Source organism: Providencia sp. PROV024 (assembly GCF_032709665.1).
Taxonomy (GTDB): Bacteria; Pseudomonadota; Gammaproteobacteria; order Enterobacterales; family Enterobacteriaceae; genus Providencia; species Providencia huashanensis.
Map to the genome: position 1 here is coordinate 1,598,255 of NZ_CP120545.1, position 23,680 is coordinate 1,621,934.

Sequence of the window (23,680 nt, forward strand, 5' to 3'; positions counted from 1 at the left end):
CGTTAGGCTTTGGCTTTAGGCATCTGCGAAACCAACGATAAATCCACATCCATGCCTTCGACTTGGAAGTGTGGGACGGCATACAGTTTCACGCGGAAGAAGCCTGGGTTATCTTCAATGTCTTCAACAACCACTTTTGCATCGCGAAGTGGATGAGAAGCTTGTAAATCATCACCCGGGTCGGTCATTTCAGTGACTAAACCACGAACCCAGTTGTTGAGTTCAAGTTCAAGGAGGCGTCTATCTTTGGTGGTACCAATGTTTTCACGTTGGATCAGTTTCAGGTAATGGGCAATGCGAGAGAGTAGGAAAATATAGGGTAAACGCGCGTTGATTCGGCTGTTTGCTGTCGCATCGGCAGTGTCATACAGCGCAGGCTTTTGAGTGGAGTTAGCCGAGAAAAAGCACGAATAATCGCGGTTTTTGTAGTACGACAGTGGGATAAAGCCAAGATTAGCGAATTCAAATTCGCGCGTTTCAGGGATCATCACTTCTGATGGGATTTTCACCTGACTACCTGTACCTAAATCAAATAAATGAATAGGTAAATCTTTAACTGCTCCACCTGCTTGCGGACCACGAATTTGCACACACCAACCGTTGTTGATAAAGCTTTTAACCATGTTGGCAGCGAAAGCAAATGTGGCATTAGTCCACAAATATTTCTCATGATCTGGCCCTTTGACTTCTTCAACGTAATTGAAGCTTCGAACAGGCACAGTATCAGGGCCATAAGGTAAACGACCTAATACACGAGGCATGGTTAAACCAATATAACGGGCATCATCCGAATCACGGAAAGCTTTCCATTTAATGTATTCAGCACGGTCAAAGTAGTTACCAATATCTTTGATAGCAGCCACTTCTTCCATGGTCTCTTTGCCAAAGAATTTTGGTCCAACAGACCCAATAAATGGCATATGGGCAGACGCGGAGACTTTAGAGATGCTGCGTAATAAGGCGATATCTTGCGCGCTACGGTCAAACTCATAGTTAGAGATTATCGCTGCAATAGGCTCACCACCTGGGGTGTCATATTCTGCAATATAGGTATGGTGGTAAAGACCACTTTGGATAATTTCCGGGCTATCTTCGAAATCTTGGCGCAAGTCATCCTTGGCAATATCCAGTAGCTCAATTTTTACGTTTTGACGAAAATCAGTGCGATCAACAAGGAATTTTAAACCACGCCAAGTAGATTCAACTTTTTGGAAGTCTTGATGGTGCATCACTTCATCTAATTGCTGGCTGATTTGCTTATCGAGTTCAGCAATATGATGGTCAAGCAGGTTGCGGTCTAAACGCTCCACTTTTTGACCAGAAGATTTTAAACGGTCTAAAAATACTTGAACGGCAACCGTGACTCGTTCATCCGCAGTTGCATCAGCTAGCGCAGTATTATCTTGGAATGCGTTAATATCACTGATTGTAGCAACAGGGGTTAAATTGATTTTTTCAAATAAAGAAGCATAAACGCCTTGATTCGAGGTTTCATCAAGTACAGTCATTGCACCTTGGGTTGATTCATTTTTTACAGACATCAGCATAATCCTTTAATAATCCAAATTAATCTTTCTTCGGTGCAAGTTGTGCTAGCTCTTCACGTAGTTCATCACTGAGTGCTGGGTCCTTAAGGATATTTTCCAATTCACGGCGGAACGTAGCGTTATCGAGGAGGTTAGATTTCAGGTCGCGTAGCAGATTACGCATGGCTAACATGGCTCGAAGTTGGGGGATTTGACGAGCCACTTGCTCAGGTTCGAAGTCTTTCATATTTTTGAAAGAGAGGTTTACGCTTTCGTCACTTCCATCACCAGCAAGGGTATTTTTTACCGTTAAGTTAACTGTTGGTGTAAATTCACTAAGGACGCTATCAAAGTTATTTTTATTGATATTTACTTTTTCACGCTCAGACAACGCGCGGTTATCTTGTCCGTTACTGTAATCACCCATCGCTAATAACTTAAGTGGCAATTCCACTTTCTTCTGAGCGCCGCCCGTGTGCAGTTCTAATTTAATATTGACCCGTGCTTTGGGGACTTCATTTTGAAAGCTATCTGACATGAGTGAAATTTCCTTCAGTTTTAGTGAATATATTGAATTGTGTATTGTTAAATGGTTGCAATTGAATTCCATTCATTTAACTTATGTAATTATTTTCTTTATATCTTCACTGATTCAATAAATCAACTTTTCTTATCAATAAATGTGACGGGAAATCTACGTTTTTTTGGGGTTATCTTGGTTGTAAATTTAAAGGTCAATAATATCAACATCTAACGTGTGTTGTTTTTATGCTTATAATTAAAAAGTGTCATTTAAATCTTTTTGTAATATTTTTTTTCAAAGTATTACAAAGTGATTCATAAGAATATTTACTCGTTTAGTGTGTGGCTATCCTCTTTTTGATTAGAAATTATTTTATGAAAAGAAATAGATGAGTACTCAATAAAAATTACTGCTCTTTTTGGACCTTGAGGAAGTACGCTCTATAGAACAGCATTACAGTCATAGCAAAACATGGAGTATTAAAAACTAGGGTGAATAGCCACTGCTATTTGGTTACAAGTGCAAAACTGGGTTGTAATCTAAAAGGTCGTGTTGGAGTGAGGGTGAGGAGGAACAAGTTTTTACTTTATATAGTTAAAGGGTAAGCTTCACTTTTACTCTAGTTGGTGTTTTATTATCTGCGTTAAAATTAATAATAAATGCATATTTATGCGGTCTAAGCATCTCATTGAACCAAGAAAAAACAGGCATCAAAAATAGCCTAGTCATGTTCTTGGTTATATAGAAATTCGAATAGAATGAAAGTTAGGTTATTAAATGATCATTTAATAACAATATAATGAGTGCTATATATAGTGCTCTCCTTGCATAATTACATGGTTCCAACGTTTGCTATCGCCTATTGGAAAACGGTTGATAAATTAACGTTATGGTCAATAATGCCAAAACCTAACGTTTATCGATTTAAATCATCGTATTGAAATAACGCCTACCTTATTCCCAAGGTTAAGGCTATACCATGTGCGTTATCGCTTGATAGGTAGCCTATCCCAGCTTTTACTTTTACTTGGTTATCATAGATATTAATGGGGGTTTCTAATGCGACAGAGGTATTATTTATAAAACCAAATGACAATTCTCTATAGTCCTTTCCATAGAACCCGCCGATATCATTGGATAAGATTAGATTGAAGTTAATGTCATTTATACTGATGAGTTCCGTCATAACATATTCACCACCAATCGACCATGTTCCGGTACTGCTATTGACGTTTAGGCCTTTTGTCTTTCCAAAACCATTAGTAAACATATAGGATATATGGCCATATAGATTCAATTCATCATTATTGTCTAGGATATTTGTGTTTCTCAGGCCAAGTTTAGGTGTTATATGAAATGAATTTACGTTCCAATCTAATAACCCTTCATCGCGCAATACGTCTTTCATTTGTTGACTACCATGAAAGGTGGAATTATTGCTCATATTTGCATAACCTAATTCTAGCTCATTTTCTAGGCTGAACTTTTCGTTTATTTGGTAGGAAACTTTTGGTGATGCAGATAGACTAAAAATATCCCAACGGGCGCGTAGATTGCCTAAAGAGTCAATATTAACTAGTGACGATTTAACTTTAAGGTAATTACCTTTCAATTGCATAGAAAAAGAGTAATCATCTATTAGATAAAGGTCTTTGAATTCATATGGTAAAGAATATTTTTCGTAGTTAAACCCCTCAGCATGAAGTGTTGAAGCGCTAATGTCATCTGTCAATGAAAGTGCAAGTAGCTTAGCGTAACCAGCATTCAAATTTTCATCGCTATAAGAACTACATATATAAATTGTTGAAAGTGATAATAATATTTTTAAGCATGGTACTTTCATTACATATTCCTGTCAGTGAGTAGTCAAGTAGTACAATTAATAAGATAGATATTGTTATATTTCTCTGTTCTATATGTTTGTATTAGTTTAATTGATATATTGAAAAGTTAAAATACTAGCGGATAAATTAAACGGATAACGGGTAATTTACTCGAAGCTGTTATGATAGAAAGCACTTATGTACAGGGGGATTCAGTCAATAGACGTAATGATAGACTTATCATTGATTAGCGTTGATGAATAGTAATGGTAAGTAAAAATAACTATTTAATAACCACTGAATTTTCGCCGTTATGTACTGAGTTTGTTGATGTAGCGAAAAATAATACGGTAGTTACCATCGGCTAAAATAAGAATATTATCCATTAAAAAACATCTACAGCTACAGGTTGCATACTATCCTTAATTTATATACATAATAATACGAGTGGGCTTCCATTAGAATTTAGTCGTTAAACACAAAAATACCCTGTCATCCCTTACACATTAAATTATGGAGTCATAAAATATTCAGACAGTCATAGCCGACATCAGTTTTGCTATCGGTTATGTATTTTTTGACTCTGTTCACTTCAAAATATTTGGATCATATCAACAAAGGTGGGCAGTTGTCTTTTCAGGTTATGTCGCTTACTCTGGATTAACGTTAGGTTTTTAAGAAGAGCTATTTATGATGAATATCCAATCTGACCACAACAGATTTTTTATTTTATCTGATGATAAGCAAACTCGTCTCGCAGAGATAACCTTTGTATATACAGGAGACGAATTAGCGATTATTGATCACACATTGGTTGATGAAAGCTTAAAAGGACAGGGGATAGCCAAATTGCTTGTTGCTAAAGTCGTAGAGCGTATGAGAAAAGAAAGGCGCAAAGTTATCCCGCTGTGCCCGTTTGCGAAAGCGATATTTGATAGAACTCCTGAATATAATGATATTCGACAATAATATTCTTTAATGACCGATGAGGTAGTCATGACTATTGAATCCAATGATAAGAAAACAGAATTGCAGTTGATTACAGCACGTTCCAAAGATGTTGGGGGCATCCCTGTCGCTCGAGTTTTACCTACAAGAGAACGTAGGTTAATTGGCGCATGGTGTTTTCTTGATCATGCAGGTCCTACTGTTTTTAAAGGGAATTCCGAAGGAATGAAGGTGGCTCCTCATCCTCATACTGGCTTACAAACTTTCACTTGGATGATAGAAGGGGAAGTATTACACCGCGATAGCTTAGGTTATGAGCAAGTTATTCGGCCGCGGCAAGTTAATTTAATGACAGCAGGATATGGGATCAGCCATTCAGAAGACACTTATGGAGCAAACCATAAACTCCATGCAGTGCAGTTATGGATAGCATTGCCGGAAGCCGTTAAAGATACAATACCTCGTTTTGATCATTATCCTATTTTACCGAATTGGCTTGAAGGGCAAACCCAATTCCACTTGTTAGTGGGTGAATACGGGGCTTATAAAGCGCCGACGTTGAGCTTTTCTCCTTTAGTTGGGGTCGATATTATTGCTCAAAAAAGTGTTGAACATAGCTTAACGTTACAGTCTGAATTTGAATACGGTATTTTTGTTATTGAAGGAGCTGTGATTGTTGATGGGCAACACGTAGGTACGAATCAATTAGTGTATTTAGGCAAAAACAATTCTGAAGTTGTTGTGCGGTTTGCTTCAAATAGCCACATCTTATTACTTGGGGGCGAACCTTTAAATGAAACTATATTAATGTGGTGGAATTTTATTGGGCGTACTAAAGCTGAAATTATCGAGGCTGTTGAGGCGTGGAACCAAGGTCATCCTCGTTTTGGCCAAGTATTTAATGATGGTCGCAGCCCAACACCGTCCCCATTAATGCCTTGAACGGTATTTATTTCGGTATATAAAGTTGTATAGGCGATTACACTACTGTTCCAGCTTTTTTAAGTCCCCTATAATTACCAACAAAATCAATTTTTAATAAGATATTAATGCCTTCTTTTAATAAGGTGTGATACACCCCCTCTGCGTAGTATAGACTTCTCTTTTAACAAATCATTGCAATACTTTTTTGGGGAAGGGGGGATACGAAGTCTTTTCACGACAGAAGGTATCTGAGATGGGATAAGGGGCATGAGTAAGAACTGTTCCCCTACCATTTTATGTATGCTTTATACTACAGTCTTTCTAAGAAACGCTGGTTACCGAGTAGTGATAAGGGCGCATATAGAATAGACAATTTAATATTTTTACTCGGGGATGAGCGGGTTAAGTCAATCAGGCCTATAGAAAAAGACCTTTACTCCTCTACTATCAATCATCGATTCAATGTGAAAGTGAGGGGTTCCGACAGGTATCTGCCCTATTTTTGAGCACACTCTGTTATTCATATTGGTGACGGGGTGAATACAGCACCGACTTGAAAGCCAATACCTGTCCTTATAAAACTTCTTCCTAAGAGTGTTCACTCCTCATTAGTGAATATGATTTTTGATAACCTAGATCTCGCGATAAACAGAAAAACACCAAGAAGCAACGCTCTCTACACTAATTACCTTTAAAATAGGTAATAAACGATAGGTAATTAGAAATAATGTAAATATAAGCTGTAGTTTTCGTAGGTTTTAACTAATTTCTTCTCAGTTATAGGGCGGATGTTAATTTTAGTTTTATTGTAATAATTATGTAATATTCGCCAATAATTTACCCACTGTATTATTTTTGATCATTAAATGAACAGGAAATATTACGATATGTTTCATTTTTTTTACTCCACATAGAATACAGCCAATTTAAATTAGTAAATATACTTACCTGCAAGGTAGGTTTAGTGAAATATTCTTTAAGATCTGGATTTTTATGTTTTTATCTATTTAATTAAGAATAATCTTAGATGGGATAATATGTGACTGTACACTCAGATACTTAATGAAATATACAATTTGTAATATATTTTTATTTTTAATAATAAAAATATATTTAATTAAAAATGCTTTTAATTCAATTGGTTATATTTTATTTTTTTGTTTTGACATCATGCCTATTATTAATGAATTAGTTAAAAAGGATAAAAATTAGAGTTTTAAAAATAAACTTATAATATATATTAAACTTTGAGCTATGAATACATATTGCCTTTAGATATACTCCTTTTATGAGTTTTTGGGTTCGTTTATCTTATTCCTATTGTATTACTCTATAAATCCTCTTTTATTTTCAACATTATAACTTATTGTTATTTAATATATTATTAAAATGTTTAACATATCGTGCCTTTATTGATTGTATGTAACGATCGGTTATCTTTATTTGATAGTTGCTAGCTATCAAATGGCAAGAACTAAATGATTTAAACAATTATCCCTGAATCAAATTAAACATTAATATTGTTTCATCGAAAGGAAGTACTACCTAATGAGTAAAAACTAAACTCAATCTAAATTAGATGAACGTGTGAAGGGAATATAATAAATTAATCCGCGTTACTAAAAAGGTACTATATATGATAATCACCTCTAATAAAATAAATGTAGCAGCTTCAGGAAATGATATTGTAGCCAAATTTATTCGAAAAATAAGATTAGAACACTCGATGACGGGAAGCGAATTAGCCAAGCTACTGAAGATTAGTCAACAGCAAATATCACGTTATGAACGTGGTATAAATAAAATGTCCCTTGGGCAGGTGTTGGAATTGCTCATTGTACTAGATATCCCGTTAGGTAAATTTTATAAGTATTTAAATGCGGAATTACATCAGCGTTATCCTGACTCAGAGCTGATTAGTTTCGATAGTGACCTCGGTATTCACCATGCTCATCCTTCAGATGGCCATAGCTATGGGAAGGTCTGGTAACGTTAGGTAAAATATTTTTACTGTATTTAAAATATATTTTTAAAAATAGGCTCATTTTTCCAAATGAGTTTAAGAGACTCTGTGTCTATCGAAAAATAGAGTAATAAAAATTACGGTTTTATTATTTAAAAGTAAAATTGTAATAAAAAAGAATAACACTATTGGCCAACTAGTAAGGTATGCCCAAAACAACCCTTGTTATTGGTCGCTAGTGATATACCCAATCCGTTTCTATAAATAGACGGGTTTTTAATGGAAGTTTTATACAATTCAATAAATGAGAGATTAATATGAAATCTAAATTTTTAGCTACTGCTTTACTTGCTGCTATCGCTGGTGTTTCTATGGGTGCACAAGCTGCTAATAACGCTGATGTTACTTTACTGGCAACTATTTCTGACTCTACTTGTAATATCGAAGTGAATAATAACAAGGCGACTTTGGACGTTGGTACTTATTCTGTTGCTGATGTAAAAGCTGTTCCAGTTATGACTCCAGTACCAAATGGTGCGATTTTACCAGTTAAAGTTGATTGTGCAGGTTCAGCAGCTGATCAAACAGGTTCTTTAGTGATCACTGGCCAAACTTCAACACACGATGCAAACCAAACGTTATTCGTTGGCGCGGATGCTAATGCCTATACTGGTTTCTTAATTAAAGAAAAAACAGGCTTTACTGCACCAGCTATCGTTAAGAATGCTGCGCTTTCTTCACAAACATTCACTATCCCAGCAGCAACGCCATTATCAGTAGATTATGACGTTAACGTTGCAACTGCAGATTTAACTAAAGTTAAAGCTGAAGGTCTGTCAAGCCCAATCAAAGTTGCATTTGTTCAGTAAGTTTTATTGACCGTAATGGGATAGGGGTAACCTTATCCCATTTAATAATGTTTAAAGGGTGAGATGATGAGAAATAAATATATAGCCTATTTTTTGGCGCTATTGGTTTGCAGTTTTACTTCGGTGGCGAATGCCAGTATCTATTTAGAGAGAAACCGAATTATATTTTCAGCTGAAAATAAAAAAGCCAATATAGTGGTGGTCAATAAAGAAAATGCCTCATCACCTTATTTAGTTCAAGCTGTTGTCGAACCCGAAGTATTAAAAGAAGGCGGTAAAACCCCATTTGTGGTGACACCATCCTTATTTAGAATTGAAAAAAACAATAAACAGTCAATTGCTATTTTAGCCAATAACCCTAATTTACCGCAAGATAGGGAGTCGGTTTTCTATTTCAAAGCCACCTCAATTCCGGCAGGGAAAAAAGGTGAAGGTCTGAGTGATGAAGTGGTTGTTGAGGGACAAGTAAAAGTTGCCTCAGTTTTAATTATTAAATTATTTTATCGTCCAGCTAAACTCAATGTCTTACCACAAGTTGCGAAAGAGAATTTAGTTATTAAAAGTCAACCTAAGGGAATAAAAGTAATTAATAATAGCCCTTATTATATGTCTCTCTCAAAATTAAAAGTAAATAACACAGCTATTACGCTTGACCAAGCGAAACCCGAAAGTTTAATTCCCCCCTTTGGCGAGAGAGCTTATCCGTCAGTTCCTAACCATGGGGAAGCCGAGTTAGAGATATACAATGACTTAGGCGGCCGAGATAACTATAAGTTAACCATAAAATAGCCGAAATAAGTTATCAATTTAATTGTATTGATTATAACGATTAAGGCAGGGTGGTTTATTAAGAGCCCATAAATAAAAACTTTAAAACAAAACAATAGAGGTGTTGTATGAGTAAACATAATTTAATAAAGCCAGTTCTGGCTGCGGTTATTTGTATATTAGGAGCCACGGGGTCTGCATCAGCAGCCAGTGATGCAACGGCACAATTTAAAAGCTCTATCACGGTTGGTACCTGTGATATTTCATTTAAAGAAACTATGCCGATGTCTTTTTCATCTAAGTCTATTGATGCAACAGCTGAGGGAAAGGCGACTGAAATTAAACCGTTAACCACCGTGGTTAAATGTGCCACTGCAAATAAACCTGAAATTAAACTCTCAGGAACTGTGCTACCGACAAAAGGAATGATTTTCTTTGATGCTAAAGCCAATTCTGCCCAGGGATTTGGTTTTATGGTTAGGGAAGATAAAACTGGCCTAACAGCAGCGAATTTTTACAGTGAAACAGATGCAGTAAGCCCAGCGAGTACCACTGATTATGGTACTGTCGGTGTCGGTACAGAAACTGAGAAAAAATGGATGATAGGCCTGGTAAGAGCAGATGGTACGGCAGAATCCGCTAAAGCGGGTGATGTTGAGGCATCAGTTAAATTCTCCGTGGCATTTAAGTAATACATCCATTCAATGTTCAGGGTTTTAAATACGCTGCAAGAAAGCATTTTAAAAGAATACAAAAGTAGAGGGATAGAATGAATAAATTCAATATGGCATTAATCGGTGCCACGTGTGCATTAATCAGTAGTCAGGCGGCTTGGGGGGCTAATATTGTAAACCTTAACTTCAGTGGGGAAGTCACCGCGGGGACCTGCGATATTACTATTACAGAAGGAGAGACTTTTACATTTGCTAAAGTCTCTGTTGATAACCTTCCGGCAGGTAAAGCGTCTGAAATTAAAAACCTAACAACAAAAGTTAAATGCGCGACAGCGAATAAGCCTAATCTGGCTGTTTCGGGGAGTACCATTTCTGGAAAAAATATGATTTTTAGGGCTACGTCGTCAACGTCAGAGGGTTATGGTTTTATGATTAGGCCAAGGGGAACAGGGGTAACTGCTGCGACTTTTTATAATGAAAGTGATGCCCTTAAACACGCTGATAATGTGTCTCATTCTACGGCTGTAGGGACAGAGTCTACCAAAGAATGGACTGTGGGGATGGTAAGGTCAAATACGGCAACAACCACAACCATAGGCTCAGTTGAAGGTGTAGTTAGGTTGACTGCAACATTTAAGTAATTACCAAGGGGCACAGCGAAATTCGTTTTTTGCCCCGCTTTAGTCGTTTTATTGTTCGAGATGGATAAGTCATAAGATGCTGTATTGGGCTAATAAGGGGGGATACATGTTCATGCAAACACATGTAAAACAAACATTATTCGCTGTGGCTTGTATTGCTATCGGGCCATCGTTTGTTTATGCCGCTTATGATGGGAAACAAGAGAGAAGTAGAGGGATAGAATGAATAAATTGAATATGGCATTAATCGGTGCCACGTGTGCATTAATCAGTAGTCAGGCTGCTTGGGGGGCTGCTAGCCAAATTGTTAATTTTGGAGGGGAAGTCACAGAGGGGACCTGCGATATTTCTATTCCGCAAGGGGCGAGTTTTACATTTGCAAAAGTCTCTATTGATAACCTTGCGGCAGGTAAAGCATCCGAAATTCAAGATCTAACAACCAAAATTACCTGTGCGACAACGAATACGCCTGTCGTGAGAATATCAGGTGCCTTCCTTACTGGTAAAAATATGATTTTTAGGACTTCGTCGTCAACATCAAATCAATATGGTTTTATGATCAGGCCAAAGGTAGCAGGTGTAACCGCAGCGACTTTTTATGATGAAGACTCTGCGGTTTTAAACTATAGCAGTGTGTCTCATGGTTTGACAACAGGAGGGGCAGCGGCGGGGTCTACCAAAGAATGGACTGTTGGGATGGTTAGGGCAAGTGGGAATCTCACCCCAAGAATAGGTACAGTTGAGGCTTTAGTTACATTTTCTGCTGAATTTAAGTAATTATTCAGGGGCACACCGTAATTCGCTTTTTGCCCCGCTTTAATCGTTTTATTGTTCGAGATGGATAAGTCATAAGATGCAGTCATTGGGCTAATAAGAGGTGATAAATGGCCATACAAACATACATAAAACAAGCATTATTCGCCGTGGCTTGTATTGCTATCGGGTCGTCGTCTGTTTATGCCGTTGATAATATAAATCAAGAGTTTTCTGGGCTCATATTGCCCCCAAGTTGTGATTTTTCTATTGTTGAAGGGAATAATTTTACGTTTAAATCGGTCAGTATTGATAGCGTCAAACCTGGGTCAACCGCAGACTTAGTGAAATTTACCATTAAATCTGATTGTGAATCATCCTCAGTGAGCGGTGTCAGAATGAGACTATCAGCGACCCCAATAGCATCGGGGGAGAATAAAATATTTTCAGATACCGAAGCTAGCGCTACGGGTGCCAAAAATTTTGGTGTGATGCTCCGGCGAACTCATAGTTATAACCTAGACAATTTCTTTAATATAGCGGGTGCGTACCAGCCTAATGCGACTTATAACATAATGAAAGGAACAGACTTATATACCGCGGGTTTAGTTAGGTCAACCGCCTCTTCTGGTGCCTCTATGGGGAAAGTGAGTGCCACCATCGTTTTTCAATTTTCCACTAACTAGCAGGGAGCACTTATGATGCAAAAATACACTAAAAAAAATACAACCTGCTTTTTAACTACAGCATTATTGAGTTTGTGCTTAGGCTATAGCCCTTTCCCCCTCTTAGCGGGTTCACAGACTCTTCCATTAAATTTCAAATTAACCCTACAAAGGGGAACTTGCGATATTTCGATTTCAAAACCCTCAATTATTTTCGCAGATACAATATGGAAAGATATTGTAAAGGCAGCCGATAGTGGGGTCACTCCGCAAAAATTCTCTATTATGTTTTCAGGGAAAAGTTGTGCGGGGCCTGGGATAACCCCAAAATTGAGAGTGGTCGGCACGACGATTACACAGGGAACGACAACGCTATTTAGGAATAATGTCACAACAGGCTCAGTGGGGTTTGGTGTGCGACTAAAAGAAGATAAAGTGAACGGTGCTGTTTTAGCTAATGGTAGCGTGATCAGCCTTACCCCAGTTGCTGGGCAGCCAAATAAATTAACTGATTTAAAATTAGAAGCGGCACTTTCATGCGGCACATGTCAAGAAGGGACAGGGCTAAAAGCCGGCACGGTTAATGCCACTATCACTTACCAATTTCTATATGAGTAACTGTAATATGTTTATTTTATTAAAAAAAATCCGCGCAATACTGTTATTAACTTTATTTTCAACGGGCTTGGCAAATGCTGCCGGTGGAGTGCAAGTATTACAAACCCGCGTTATTTTTAACGAAGGTGATAAGAGTGCGTTAACAACGGTACGTAATAACGGGGATGCACCTTACCTCGTTAAATCTGATGTATTAACAACATTAGATGAGACCGCTTCGAATGCTAATAATTCACCTTTTATCTTGACCCCGCCAATTGCGCGTTTAGAGGCGAATAGTGAAAATGCGCTGCGTATTCTTCGCCAACCGGGTAAAACATTACCGAAAGATCGTGAGTCTGTGTATTACTTAAGCTTTTTGGCAATTCCGAGCTCAGGGAAAAATGAGCAGGACTCTGAAGGCATGGTGGCAGGGAAAATGACCGTCGGGCTGCAATTAATTATCAAATTATTTTATCGTCCAGAAGGGCTAACTGAGCTACCCGCAGAGGCTCCGAGCAAACTGACATTTCAACGTGTAGCTGGTGGCGTGAAAGTCAATAACCCTACTCCTTACCATGTCACGTTTTCTGAGTTAAAAGTGGGTAACAAAGTCGTTGAGGTGGACAATGTAGGGGCTATGGTTGCGCCATTTGAGCAAAAAACGTTTAAGCACGAAATTGGCACTGCAACCACAGTCACATGGCAAGGGATTACCGATCTTGGTGATGTGACCAAAGTCTTTACTAGTACGATAGGAAATTAATATGCTAGCTAAAAAGAGCCGTGGTGCTTCTAATGTAAGGAATAAAGCCGCTTTATGTGGTTATGGTCTGCAAAAAAACTATTTAGTTGGCTTTTTTTTATGCATCAACAGTATTTCCTTATTGATGGGTAGTGCCTATGCTGCACCAAATGCGGCAGAGGGCATTATCTTAAATAATACTCGGGCTTTTTATAACCAAGAGGGAAAAGGTGGTGCAGGTTATACGTTGACAAATAATATGGGTGAACCTTATTTGTTACAAAGCCAAATTGTTCAATTGGAGAAACAAAATACAACAGCGAGTGACGCACAACCAAGTAAGGTTCCTTTTATTGTTCTCCCACCGTTACAGTTATTTAAAGGGGGGGAAACGCTGACTGTACGTGTACGTTTAGTCGATAGCTCAAGCTTACCAACCGACAGAGAATCAGTTTTAGGGTTAAGCCTAAAAGCCATTCCGAGTAAAACGGTCAACAGTAAGGATGAAACAGAACAATCAAGCACACTTACTTTTGCATTAACCAATGTATTAAAACTGTATTATCGGCCAGCAGGAATAGAGAAATTAACTTACGAACAAATAAATGACAAGCTGCAATTCACCTTGCAAGGCAAAGATATCGTTGCGTCTAACCCAACACCGTATTACATCACTTTTAACTCGCTTTCTATGGGAGGGAATAAGGTCAAGGATGACATATTATATGAGATGATCCCTCCTTTTAGTCAAAAACGGTATCCAACAACCTTAACAAATAATATTGAGGTGACTTGGAGCTTAATTAATGAAATAGGTATGAGCACATCCCAAAAACAGCTGAAGCTAAATTAAAATTTCATTAATGGAAATGAAGGAATAAATAGAAATGAAGAAATAAAAATAATCGTTAATTAAATTACAAATGCAATATTAAATAACCGAATAAGTAATGCTTACATTAAGCGTTACGGGGCTATTGCATTCTAAATTTCTAAATTTCTAAATTAAAAAAATTGAATAAGGATATGGGGCAATCATGAACGCGATTCAACCAAAACAAAGTAGGGTCAAACAAAGTACGTTCCGGTTTAGCCCTATATTTCTTGCTTTAATAACGGCTTGTTTACCCGCCTATGGGGATGATTACTTTGAATCTGGCTTTTTAGGTGTTGATGCCGAAAATGTCGACCTTTCTGTATTTTCTAAAGAAGGGGGAGCAGTTGAAGGGGAATACTTGGTCACTGTGATTATTAATAACCAAGTTATTGGACAAAAGTCAGTATTATTTCGTCGCTTACCAGACGGTAACCTTTCGGCCGTACTGACCCCTGCGTATTTACAATCAATAGGGGTAAACATACCGCAAATTGAAAAATTTAAAGGTGTCGCAGAAGACGCAGAAATTGACGATATACGCGAATATATTCCCAATGCAAGCACTCGGTTAGACTTATCCCAATTAAAGGTCGATATCAGCGTTCCCCAAATCGCGATGACCCCGAATTTCCGTGGGTATATTTCCCCTGATCTGTGGGATGACGGTATCCCTGCATTAAGTAATAACTATAACATGAGCTATGGGACCACGAAAACTAGCGGAAATGCGGGCAACACGCGCAGCAAAAACTTTTATGCCTCAGTCCGTTCGGTATTATCGCTTGGTGCTTGGCGAGTCAAAACAAACTTTAATTATAGCCATAGCGAATCCGGTAACCAGAAATACACCAATACGGATTTTAATAATACTTATGTGACTCGCGATATTATTCCGTTGCTATCGACGATTTTTATTGGTGAGTACAGCACGGGGAATGATATTTTTGACGGCATCCCTTTTAAAGGGGCATCTATACGTACCAATGAGCAAATGCTACCGCAACAAATGCGTGGTTATGCCCCTGCTGTTAGTGGGGTCGCCAACAGTAATGCGCGGGTTACTATTCGGCAGAACGGTAACGTTGTGTATGAAACGTATGTTGCACCGGGGCCTTTTGATATCCGTGATATTCAACAGGCAGGTGTTTCCGGTGACTTAGATGTCACGGTGACGGAGTCCGACGGTAGCGAACGTAAATTTATTGTCCCGTATTCTTCTATTGCCGTTATGTTACGCCCTGGGCGTTGGAATTACGAAGTTGCCGCGGGTGAATATAATGGTGGCTCAACGGTAGGCTCCCGTAAAGATAAGTTTATTTTAGGGACCCTAGCGTATGGTTTTATGCAGAATTTCACCTTATTCGGTGGGGTCGTGGGGTCGCAAAACTACCAATCTGGTACGTTGGGAACTGGGGTTTCATTAGGGTCATTTGGTGCTATCTCTGCTGACGTTACCTTGTCAGAATCGAAATTCGATGATGTAGGCAGTAAGTCAGGGCAGTCGTATCGCTTACGCTATTCTAAGTCTGTGTTAGCCACAGGTACGGCTGTAGACCTTGTAGCACTGCGCTATTCAACCGAAAACTACTTTAGTTTCAGTGAATATAATACTCAGGGCTATCGCCTAAAAGACGATGTTAACCCATGGAGCATGCAAAAACGACGTAGTAGTATCCAAGGCATGTTAAGCCAAACGATAGGCACGTTAGGCAGTATTTATCTGCGTGCTAACCGAGATGAATTCTGGGGGACTAACCGAACGTTAATAGGGGGGTCGGTAGGCTTCAGTAGCTCCTATAAAGGGGTAGGTTATTCAATTAACTATAATATAGACCGGATGAAAGATGACCAAGGAAACTGGCCGGAAAACAAACAGTTAAGCTTAAATGTTAGCGTACCGTTCTCTATTTTTAGTTATGCGCCAGGCTACCAAAGCGTTTATTCCAACTATTCGATGACTCACGATAACAAAGGGCGAACCTCCCATAACGCGGGGGTGAGTGGCAGTTTATTGAACGGTGACGTTTCGTATAGTGCAATGCAAAGTTGGGGTAACCAACAACAAATTAGCAATACCAACCTAAACTTGGGTTACCAAGGGACCAAAGGGTATGTGAACACGGGTTATAACTACTCCAAAGATTCGCAATCATTTAATACCAGCCTAAGCGGTGGGGTACTACTGCATAGCCGTGGGGCTGTTTTTGCTAATACGTTAGGTGAAACCATGGCGTTAGTTGAAGCCCCTGAAGCTAAAGGGCTGAAATTAACTGACGGACGCAGTGATATTAACCGTTGGGGTTATGGCGTAATGACGCAACTCACACCTTACCAATTTAATAGTGTAGGGATTGACCCAACAACGCTTCCAGAAGGCGTGGATATTGTTAAGACCAACGAGAGTATTTACCCGACCCAAGGGGCGGTCGTCAAGGTCAAGTTTGCCACCCGCGTTGGTTATCAATTATTGGTTTCACTGCAAAAAGGCGATGGCTATGTGCCATTCGGGGGGGTTGCCTCCTATCAAGGGCAAAATGATTTAGAGTCAATTAGTGGAATAGTTGGTGATGACGGGCAGGTATATTTATCAGGCCTACCTGAAAGTGGCGTCATTGAAGCCAAATGGGGCAGTGCTCCAGACCAGCAATGTTCAGCACCATTTACGGTTTCGTCACAGCCAGAGAACGCACTCACCGATATTCGTCAAATTAGCGTTAAATGTGAATAACCCGTTGGGTTCGATGGGAAAAATAAATTTTACCAATAATTGGGTATGAGCACCTAAATTAAAGGTTAAGTCATTAAGGTAGAAATGTATGATGAGTCAATATGACGATAAAAATAAACAAGTGAAAGCATATCATAAACAGTGGCTAATATGGGCTATGGCCTTGGTTGGGGGGAATGCGTTGGCCGCAGATTATGAAGTAAACGTGGGATCCAATACCCAGCTACCGGCTGTCAGCGTCACAAAAATTTCATCGACTGATCTTACATACCAGATCGTCACCCGGGACTACAAGCCGTATAACACAAATTCCTTCCCGAGTGATTTGAAACTCGTACGACCGGATCCGGCCAACAACTCACTTAGCCACACTCTTCCCGCTGGCTCGGCCAGCGTAATATTAATGAGGGATCCGACTCATTCCAATGCGCAGTTATGTGTTGGGCCAGGGGAAGGAGCTTCCAACTGTGCGGGGATTAGTGTTGGTACTTCTGGGGCTTTTAGGCATGTACAGGCTGGGGAGAACGTGTATAGTGGGGCCCCCGCTGTAGCAGCGCCCTTTCAGGGCACTGTGGTGACCCTGAAGAGTAACGGTGTCCTGGATCCAGCGGGGCCGCGTGTGCTGATACCAGATGGTAATTATCGAGTAATGATAGCGAAGCATTGGAAACCGATAGCATGCGCAGAGTATAGTGTCGCACAATTAGCGTCAAATCTTCGCCAAACGCAACCGGTCGGATGGGGTGTCGGTGCGCAGGGGAATGCAGCATGGTATGTGACCGAATGTTATGGTAATGCGGGCTGCTCACACTTCCCAAGGCAATCGTTCCCCGAAGGGGAGGCGGCAACGCAATACTGGTTTATGCAAGGGATCCCAAATTCCCTCTTAACAGTAGGAAACATACTGTCAGGGCAGTACGCTCATCCGGCCTTCTATCCAAGTACAACCACAAGTTTTCAAATAGACCACACTTGTCCCAGTATCTTAAACGGCCAAAAAACGATGGGTAAACAAAGCAGTAAAGTATCCGCAACGGGAGTGGGTAAGGTTGGGCCAAATAAGGTAGGGGCATTGGCATCGGCGAAGGATTACAAAGCCCCTGAATTGATGGATATCAAAGGACGACCGACCATCATAGTGGGGCCCAACGTTAAGCCGGGGGTATATGAAATGCCAGGATTTCAAATTGTAGATGAAATTACTGGCTGGCGCGTGAACATCGCCCCTGCTGGTCGCGTGATCGTAAAACCCAAACCGCGTACCTGCCAAGTACAGAACCATGTCTCTACGATCACCGGGACTGGGCACTTAGGGGATGACGCCATTCCATTTATAGGACCGAATAATTTAAACATCAGCTGCGATGTCGTACCTGAAGCCGAAAAAGATGAGTACCGTCCGAAAGTTTATGCTAACGCCACTTGGGCCGCGCGCCCTGGGAATGCGTATTTAGGGCCTGACCTGAGGATTACTGCAGCCAATATCGTGATTGGAAATGTCATCGCTATCAACAATAACTCTGGTGCCGTCACGTGCAGTATGACAGGAAAAGCTGGACAGGTACGGTGGGGAACGATGGGGTCCACCGAATACGAAGTGCCAGGTGGGACCCGAGACACTGTGGGCAACAAAGATAATTATAACTATAAGCTCTCGTTCTTCGCGTGCATGAAGCCGAATGCACGAGCTGGTGAGGCGTCTGGGACAGGAGAACTCCGAGTCATCTGGCCTTAACATGTAGGGAGTGAAACAAAGTTAAATGCAATCGCCCCCATATTGGGGGCGATTGCATTTGTAATACCTACCACCTTGCTGTGCTGTTTTCTGCGCAAAAATAGTAACCACTATTCGTTTCCCCAAGCTACAGACAAGCAAATTACGCTGTCTAAACCCTCGTCACCTTTAGCGTATCGCCATTTATGACCAGATAAGATTAATAACAAATATCGGGGGCTTCTAATTCTCTCCTCAAGTCATAAACGAGCTCGTCACTGTATCATCTCAAGGGGAATTTGCTGTGGATAGAAAGTGGCATCGAGACGGGATTAGGAGCTCTGGTACGAGTCTCTAATGTGTAAAAGTATAGGTCATAATCCGACTTACGGCATAACGTAACGCTAAAAAACAGAACCAATATAACGTATGATACCGATAGGCAGATGAATATATTATTGAGATGAGCAAAGCGTTTTTTATTATTTTTGGGGTTCATGGTTATTATTTTATTACATTATTAATGATGTGTGATTATATTTTTAATATTATTTTATGTGTTAACGCAAATGGAAAAATTAGGTGTTAAGGATATTAAGAATAGGGGTGATTTATTTTTATTAAGGGAGAGTGTTTTTTATATTTACTTTTATTAATCTTAATTGCTTTTTTATAACATTTTTTTTGATGTTATTTAATTAAATTGATATGAATAAGTTATTTTTTATTGTATGTGCGGGGGGGTGAAAATCTATTTTTGCAAACGAAATTATCTTATAATTTGGCTTTATGCAGTAGTTTTATTGGTTTTCTTTCTTTTTTGTTATTTGTTTTTTATTTCATAATTAGGTGGTTGGATTTTAATGTTTAATTATATATTCATTTATTGATTGACCGAGTTATATTAAATAAAAATTCAAATAAAACGTAGATGTGTAAATTATCGGATTACGTGTTTTGTTTTTTTTGTTGCATATAACTTATCAAATAGCTTGATACACGTAATACGCGATAACCACTTGTAAGGTAATGGATTTATTGTTTTTCATTTAATATCTTTTTACGTGTTTTAATTGGTTGTAGCGATTGTTGTTTTTTTATCAATAGTTTTTATCTATCGGATTGGCTAATTTAAATGGTATAAACATTTTTACAATTATTTAGGGTGTGTTTATATTAAGTATGAAAGAAAATAGCGATACTTACTAAGTTTTAAAATGGGGTTATCTGGTGACTCATATTGTGATTGCTTTTGTATAAATGTATTGATACATACGAGTTATATCAAATAATGAGTCTGTTTTTAAAATAGAATTAACTCAACGTATTAAGGTTGTGAATTGGGCTGACTGATGGCAATTAATCCATAACAATAAGAAAAAACCGAACATAACTTTATTTTTTAATTTCACTTAATTTCAATTGGAACTCTGTTTTATTCCAGGTAACTCGTGATAACTTTTATTTTGAAATACCTAGGAAAGGATTAAGAGTTAAGAAGGTAGGTGTTTAGTAATGGGGGACTCTTGTAGTTTAGTTGCTAAAAAAACAAACCTGAATTTTTAATTTTTATCGGTAATTAGATTAAAAATAACAGAGGCGTCAAAAATTCATTTTTTTGATAATAAAATAGGAAGGGAAAACCCCGAGAATATCCTTTTCTATTTCTATCTTATTGTACGGTTTTAATTAAAAGTAAAAAAATATCACCACCACTGAGGCGCCATTATGGTGTCTTAGTTGTGTATTCAATCAGGGCGTTAAATACACACAGCAACACTAAATTCACATAGCAACGCATCTCAGCGAATAATGGTTGATAGGCTCGACGGCATAACAGCATAACGCTTAAAGGGAAGGGAACATGTTAACGACTTACCGTTTTTTAATGCTAACAGGGGGATTATTACTGCCCACAGTTGTGTTGGCTGAAACCACGACACGTATCACCGCCACTGTTGTGGCCTCCAGTTGTCAAGGTTCTATCGTGGCAAATGGGCAGCGTGGCATAACGGGGATGATTGATTTTGGGGTGATAAACCCCAGGTTGCGTGAGACGCCTGTTGAAACCTTTTCTTTAATGTTAAGTGAATATGATGGGGGGGACATTGGGTGCAGCGCTTTCGAGGTGTATGCGCGAACGAATGTCTTTGCCACCATCACGTTTGGTGATTTAAGTAACCATCAGCTGGATGAACAGGGGGTGGTTACTCGGTACGATGACGGCAGCGTCTCGCCACTTCGCGTTCGTGTCACACCTACCAATCCTGAGGCGCGTTTTACGGCAGTGGATGGGCCTGGTTTTATTACGCAAAGTCACCGAGAAGTACAGTATCCGGTGGAATTTGCAGCGCGTGGGCAGTTTGATTTTCTAGCCAGTCTCGTTAATGCAGATGAGGCAAAGCCAGGTAAGTTTACTGGCACACTCACATTAACCCTTGTTTATCAATAATGGGGTAATAATGAACATTCAAACGAACGTGCTATTGCCTTTCTCTTGTGGGGAAATTTCTTTAATCCCCACGCGTTTGCCCTGTCAGCGTTTTTCTTCTTTGGGGATGGCGTTGGCTGTGGCATTTTTTTTGCCGCATGCGGGGTGGGCGAATGATGAGCTTAATTGGAGTTTTTTGCAAGGCGGAGACACCGCGCAATCCGCTGATTTCTTAGACCCGAATGCGCAATATTATCCAGGGCGCTATTTCGTCGATGTGAGTATTAATGGGTTCGGGAAGGGGAAGAGGCTGTTAACCGTGACCCCTGAGGAGAAACACCAATTATGCTTTACACCTGCGTGGTTGGCGAGTGTTGAGGTGTATTTGCGGCCGGGTTTTTTTATCCAAACGTTTCGGACGGGTTCCGAGGAAAACTCGGGTTGTTATGCTCTTGGTGAACAAGCTAATACCGAAGTCAGTTTTGATGCAGCATCACAAACTTTGACACTAACAATCCCGCAAGCAGGGTTGACTAAGGAAGATACCTCACTGGATTGGGGCTTTGGCAATAATGCATTACGACTTAATTACAACCTCAATGCGAATAAGTACCGTGATGGGGTGAATTATTACGGCTCAACCTCCTTGCTGGCCAATATCGATGAGTGGGTGGCGCGGGGTAGTGCTTCATTAAGCCAAGATGACTCATCCGTAGCGATGTTTACCGTCTCCAAGGCGTTATTAGAGCTTCAGTCAGATATCGTGATAGGCAAAACATCCGTGAGTAGTGGTGATTTAGGTGGCTTATCGACCTATGGCATGACGCTGAGTAGTAATAATACTATGCGTCGGCAGATGTCAGGGTATACGCCAGTATTTAGTGGGGTTGCCACTAGTACCGCGCGGGTAACCTTGCGACAAGGCAATACCACGTTGTACAGCGAGTTGGTGCCACCAGGGCCGTTTGAAATTAATGATGTAACGGTACTCACCGGAGGCGATGTGGTTATGACCGTTACGGAAAATGATGGTTCACAAACGCAGCAAATTTTCCCCATTACGTTGATTAATGGTCAGCTTTCTCCTGGGGAGCATGAGTACTCTGTATCATTCGGGGTGACTGATAACAATAACGCTAAAGGAACCCCTTCCGGTGGCATTGCCGCATTTAATTATGGGTACGGTTTTGGTGATCTTTCGTTGCGGACAGGGGCGTTGGTTGCCAATAAGTTTACTGGAGTAACGGGCAGCATTACGACTCCGCTATGGGGAATTGGCTCTGTTTCAGCTGGTTTATCGGGTACTCAATCACGCTACAGTGGGGGGAACCGTCAAGGCCAAAAGAGTACGTTAACTTACGCTAAAACCTTTGATATGGGAACGTCGATTCGATTGACGACCAATCAAATGAGCCAGTCGTACGATACGTTGGGTGAATATAACGATTTAGAGTATGACCGTTTGTCTGAGCGTCAACGATTAAAAAGAGATCTTAACATTGGTATTAGCCAGCCTCTTTGGCAAGGCAGTAGTTTTTCAGTGGGGGGATGGGAACGTTGGTATTGGAACCAAGATGGGTCACAAAGAGGGCTAAATAGCAGTTTTTCAACCCGCTTGAGCGCGGTCAACTTATCGGTCTCCGCTTCTTATTACAAAACTGCTCGTGATGATCAATACAGTATTTCAACGTCAGTATCTATTCCATTCTCGGTGTTTGGGAATAACGTCAATACGTTTGCATCGATGTCGACGGGGAAAAATACAGGGAACAGCTATTCTGCGGGGGCTTCAACTAATCTAACTGACCGTTGGTCTGTCTCAGCCAGCGAAAGTTGGGGCAGTGACAGCTCGATGAGTCGCCAAACGAACTTATGGAGCGCCTATAGCGGTTCATTAGCCCAATTGAATGGCCAAATGAGCCGAACTGACTATGGCACGACGGGGTCAGGTTCACTGTCGGGGTCGATGATGTATTTACCCGCCAATAACAGTGTTATTTTCGGTAAAAATATCTCTGACACAGTGGCTGTCGTGAATGTGAAAGACGCTTCTGGCGTCAGTTTAATGGGGCGCCTAGATGAAACTGACCGCAATGGTAATTTGATCGTACCAATGAACAGCTATCGCACCAATACGTTAACGTTGGATGCAAGTACGTTACCTGCAAATACCGAACTGAGCATCACCAGCCAAAAAATCAAACCAACCGGAACATCAGTGACATACGTCCCCTTTGAGTCGGTGACAATTAAACGTTATCTACTGCAAGTGCGGCGTGTCGATGGTGAATTGATGTCACCAGGGCTTTGGGCAACGTCAGAAAGTGGCGTACCACTGGGGTTTGTCGGTGCGCATGGCGTACTGCTGATTAACAGTGTAGATGCGCTAGGGACCATTGTGTTCCCTGATTGTCAGGTACCAGAAGAGGCTTTAAGTGAATCTGCCGTTTTACAGGAAGTGACGTGCGAGGCGTTGTAACGTGAAGGGGCGTTCGATAGCTCTCAATCGGT

General features: G+C 40.0%; 19 protein-coding genes. 16 read left to right on the plus strand and 3 right to left on the minus strand.

From position 1 onward, the window contains the following. Positions 1 to 2: 2 nt before the first annotated feature. From tssC to P3L56_RS07300, 3 genes are all read right to left on the minus strand, one after another. Entirely contained in the window at positions 3 to 1,547 is a 1,545-nt protein-coding gene (gene tssC, locus P3L56_RS07290) for a type VI secretion system contractile sheath large subunit (RefSeq protein WP_198861264.1), read from the minus strand. Between the two features lie 19 nt (positions 1,548 to 1,566). Beyond that, complete coding sequence (gene tssB, locus P3L56_RS07295) at positions 1,567 to 2,064, minus strand: type VI secretion system contractile sheath small subunit (protein WP_042848028.1); 498 nt, start codon at positions 2,062 to 2,064, stop codon at positions 1,567 to 1,569. Between the two features lie 934 nt (positions 2,065 to 2,998). Continuing rightward, entirely contained in the window at positions 2,999 to 3,892 is an 894-nt protein-coding gene (locus P3L56_RS07300; RefSeq protein WP_166685827.1) for a hypothetical protein, read from the minus strand. A gap of 673 nt (positions 3,893 to 4,565) precedes the next feature. Between P3L56_RS07300 and P3L56_RS07305 the strand changes: the two genes are divergently transcribed. The 16 genes from P3L56_RS07305 to P3L56_RS07380 all read left to right on the plus strand — a co-directional run bounded on the left by P3L56_RS07305 (position 4,566) and on the right by P3L56_RS07380 (position 23,648). After that, a complete protein-coding gene (locus tag P3L56_RS07305) occupies positions 4,566 to 4,841 on the plus strand; it encodes a GNAT family N-acetyltransferase (protein WP_272686110.1) in 276 nt (91 codons plus the stop codon). A gap of 27 nt (positions 4,842 to 4,868) precedes the next feature. Beyond that, on the plus strand, positions 4,869 to 5,762 hold the full coding sequence (locus P3L56_RS07310; protein WP_210831985.1) for a pirin family protein: 894 nt from the start codon (positions 4,869 to 4,871) through the stop codon (positions 5,760 to 5,762). A gap of 1,618 nt (positions 5,763 to 7,380) precedes the next feature. Beyond that, positions 7,381 to 7,734 (plus strand): helix-turn-helix domain-containing protein, encoded by a 354-nt coding sequence (locus P3L56_RS07315; RefSeq protein ID WP_198861266.1) that lies wholly within the window; start codon positions 7,381 to 7,383, stop codon positions 7,732 to 7,734. A gap of 290 nt (positions 7,735 to 8,024) precedes the next feature. Continuing rightward, the gene (locus tag P3L56_RS07320; RefSeq protein WP_198861267.1) at positions 8,025 to 8,576 is read left to right on the plus strand and encodes a hypothetical protein; all 552 of its coding nucleotides are present in this window, start codon (positions 8,025 to 8,027) and stop codon (positions 8,574 to 8,576) included. Positions 8,577 to 8,642: 66 nt separating this feature from the next. Further along, complete coding sequence (locus tag P3L56_RS07325) at positions 8,643 to 9,365, plus strand: molecular chaperone (protein WP_198861268.1); 723 nt, start codon at positions 8,643 to 8,645, stop codon at positions 9,363 to 9,365. Between the two features lie 107 nt (positions 9,366 to 9,472). Continuing rightward, a complete protein-coding gene (locus P3L56_RS07330; RefSeq protein ID WP_198861269.1) occupies positions 9,473 to 10,036 on the plus strand; it encodes a hypothetical protein in 564 nt (187 codons plus the stop codon). 77 nt (positions 10,037 to 10,113) lie between these two features. Next, the gene (locus P3L56_RS07335) at positions 10,114 to 10,659 is read left to right on the plus strand and encodes a fimbrial protein (RefSeq protein ID WP_198861270.1); all 546 of its coding nucleotides are present in this window, start codon (positions 10,114 to 10,116) and stop codon (positions 10,657 to 10,659) included. A gap of 222 nt (positions 10,660 to 10,881) precedes the next feature. After that, the gene (locus tag P3L56_RS07340) at positions 10,882 to 11,436 is read left to right on the plus strand and encodes a fimbrial protein (protein WP_198861271.1); all 555 of its coding nucleotides are present in this window, start codon (positions 10,882 to 10,884) and stop codon (positions 11,434 to 11,436) included. Between the two features lie 107 nt (positions 11,437 to 11,543). After that, positions 11,544 to 12,098 (plus strand): fimbrial protein, encoded by a 555-nt coding sequence (locus P3L56_RS07345; RefSeq protein ID WP_198861272.1) that lies wholly within the window; start codon positions 11,544 to 11,546, stop codon positions 12,096 to 12,098. Between the two features lie 12 nt (positions 12,099 to 12,110). Further along, positions 12,111 to 12,695, plus strand: coding sequence for a fimbrial protein (locus P3L56_RS07350; RefSeq protein WP_198861273.1), 585 nt, complete (start codon positions 12,111 to 12,113; stop codon positions 12,693 to 12,695). A 7-nt stretch (positions 12,696 to 12,702) separates the two neighbouring features. Next, positions 12,703 to 13,440 (plus strand): molecular chaperone, encoded by a 738-nt coding sequence (locus P3L56_RS07355; protein ID WP_198861274.1) that lies wholly within the window; start codon positions 12,703 to 12,705, stop codon positions 13,438 to 13,440. A 1-nt stretch (position 13,441) separates the two neighbouring features. Then, entirely contained in the window at positions 13,442 to 14,272 is an 831-nt protein-coding gene (locus P3L56_RS07360) for a molecular chaperone (RefSeq protein WP_198861275.1), read from the plus strand. A gap of 184 nt (positions 14,273 to 14,456) precedes the next feature. Further along, on the plus strand, positions 14,457 to 17,024 hold the full coding sequence (locus tag P3L56_RS07365) for a fimbria/pilus outer membrane usher protein (protein WP_198861276.1): 2,568 nt from the start codon (positions 14,457 to 14,459) through the stop codon (positions 17,022 to 17,024). Positions 17,025 to 17,427: 403 nt separating this feature from the next. Beyond that, positions 17,428 to 18,759, plus strand: a complete 1,332-nt coding sequence (locus P3L56_RS07370) for a hypothetical protein (RefSeq protein WP_210831772.1) — start codon at positions 17,428 to 17,430, stop codon at positions 18,757 to 18,759. 1,843 nt (positions 18,760 to 20,602) lie between these two features. Beyond that, complete coding sequence (locus P3L56_RS07375) at positions 20,603 to 21,190, plus strand: hypothetical protein (RefSeq protein WP_198861278.1); 588 nt, start codon at positions 20,603 to 20,605, stop codon at positions 21,188 to 21,190. A gap of 10 nt (positions 21,191 to 21,200) precedes the next feature. Further along, positions 21,201 to 23,648, plus strand: a complete 2,448-nt coding sequence (locus P3L56_RS07380) for a fimbria/pilus outer membrane usher protein (RefSeq protein ID WP_198861279.1) — start codon at positions 21,201 to 21,203, stop codon at positions 23,646 to 23,648. The last annotated feature ends 32 nt before the right edge of the window (positions 23,649 to 23,680 follow it).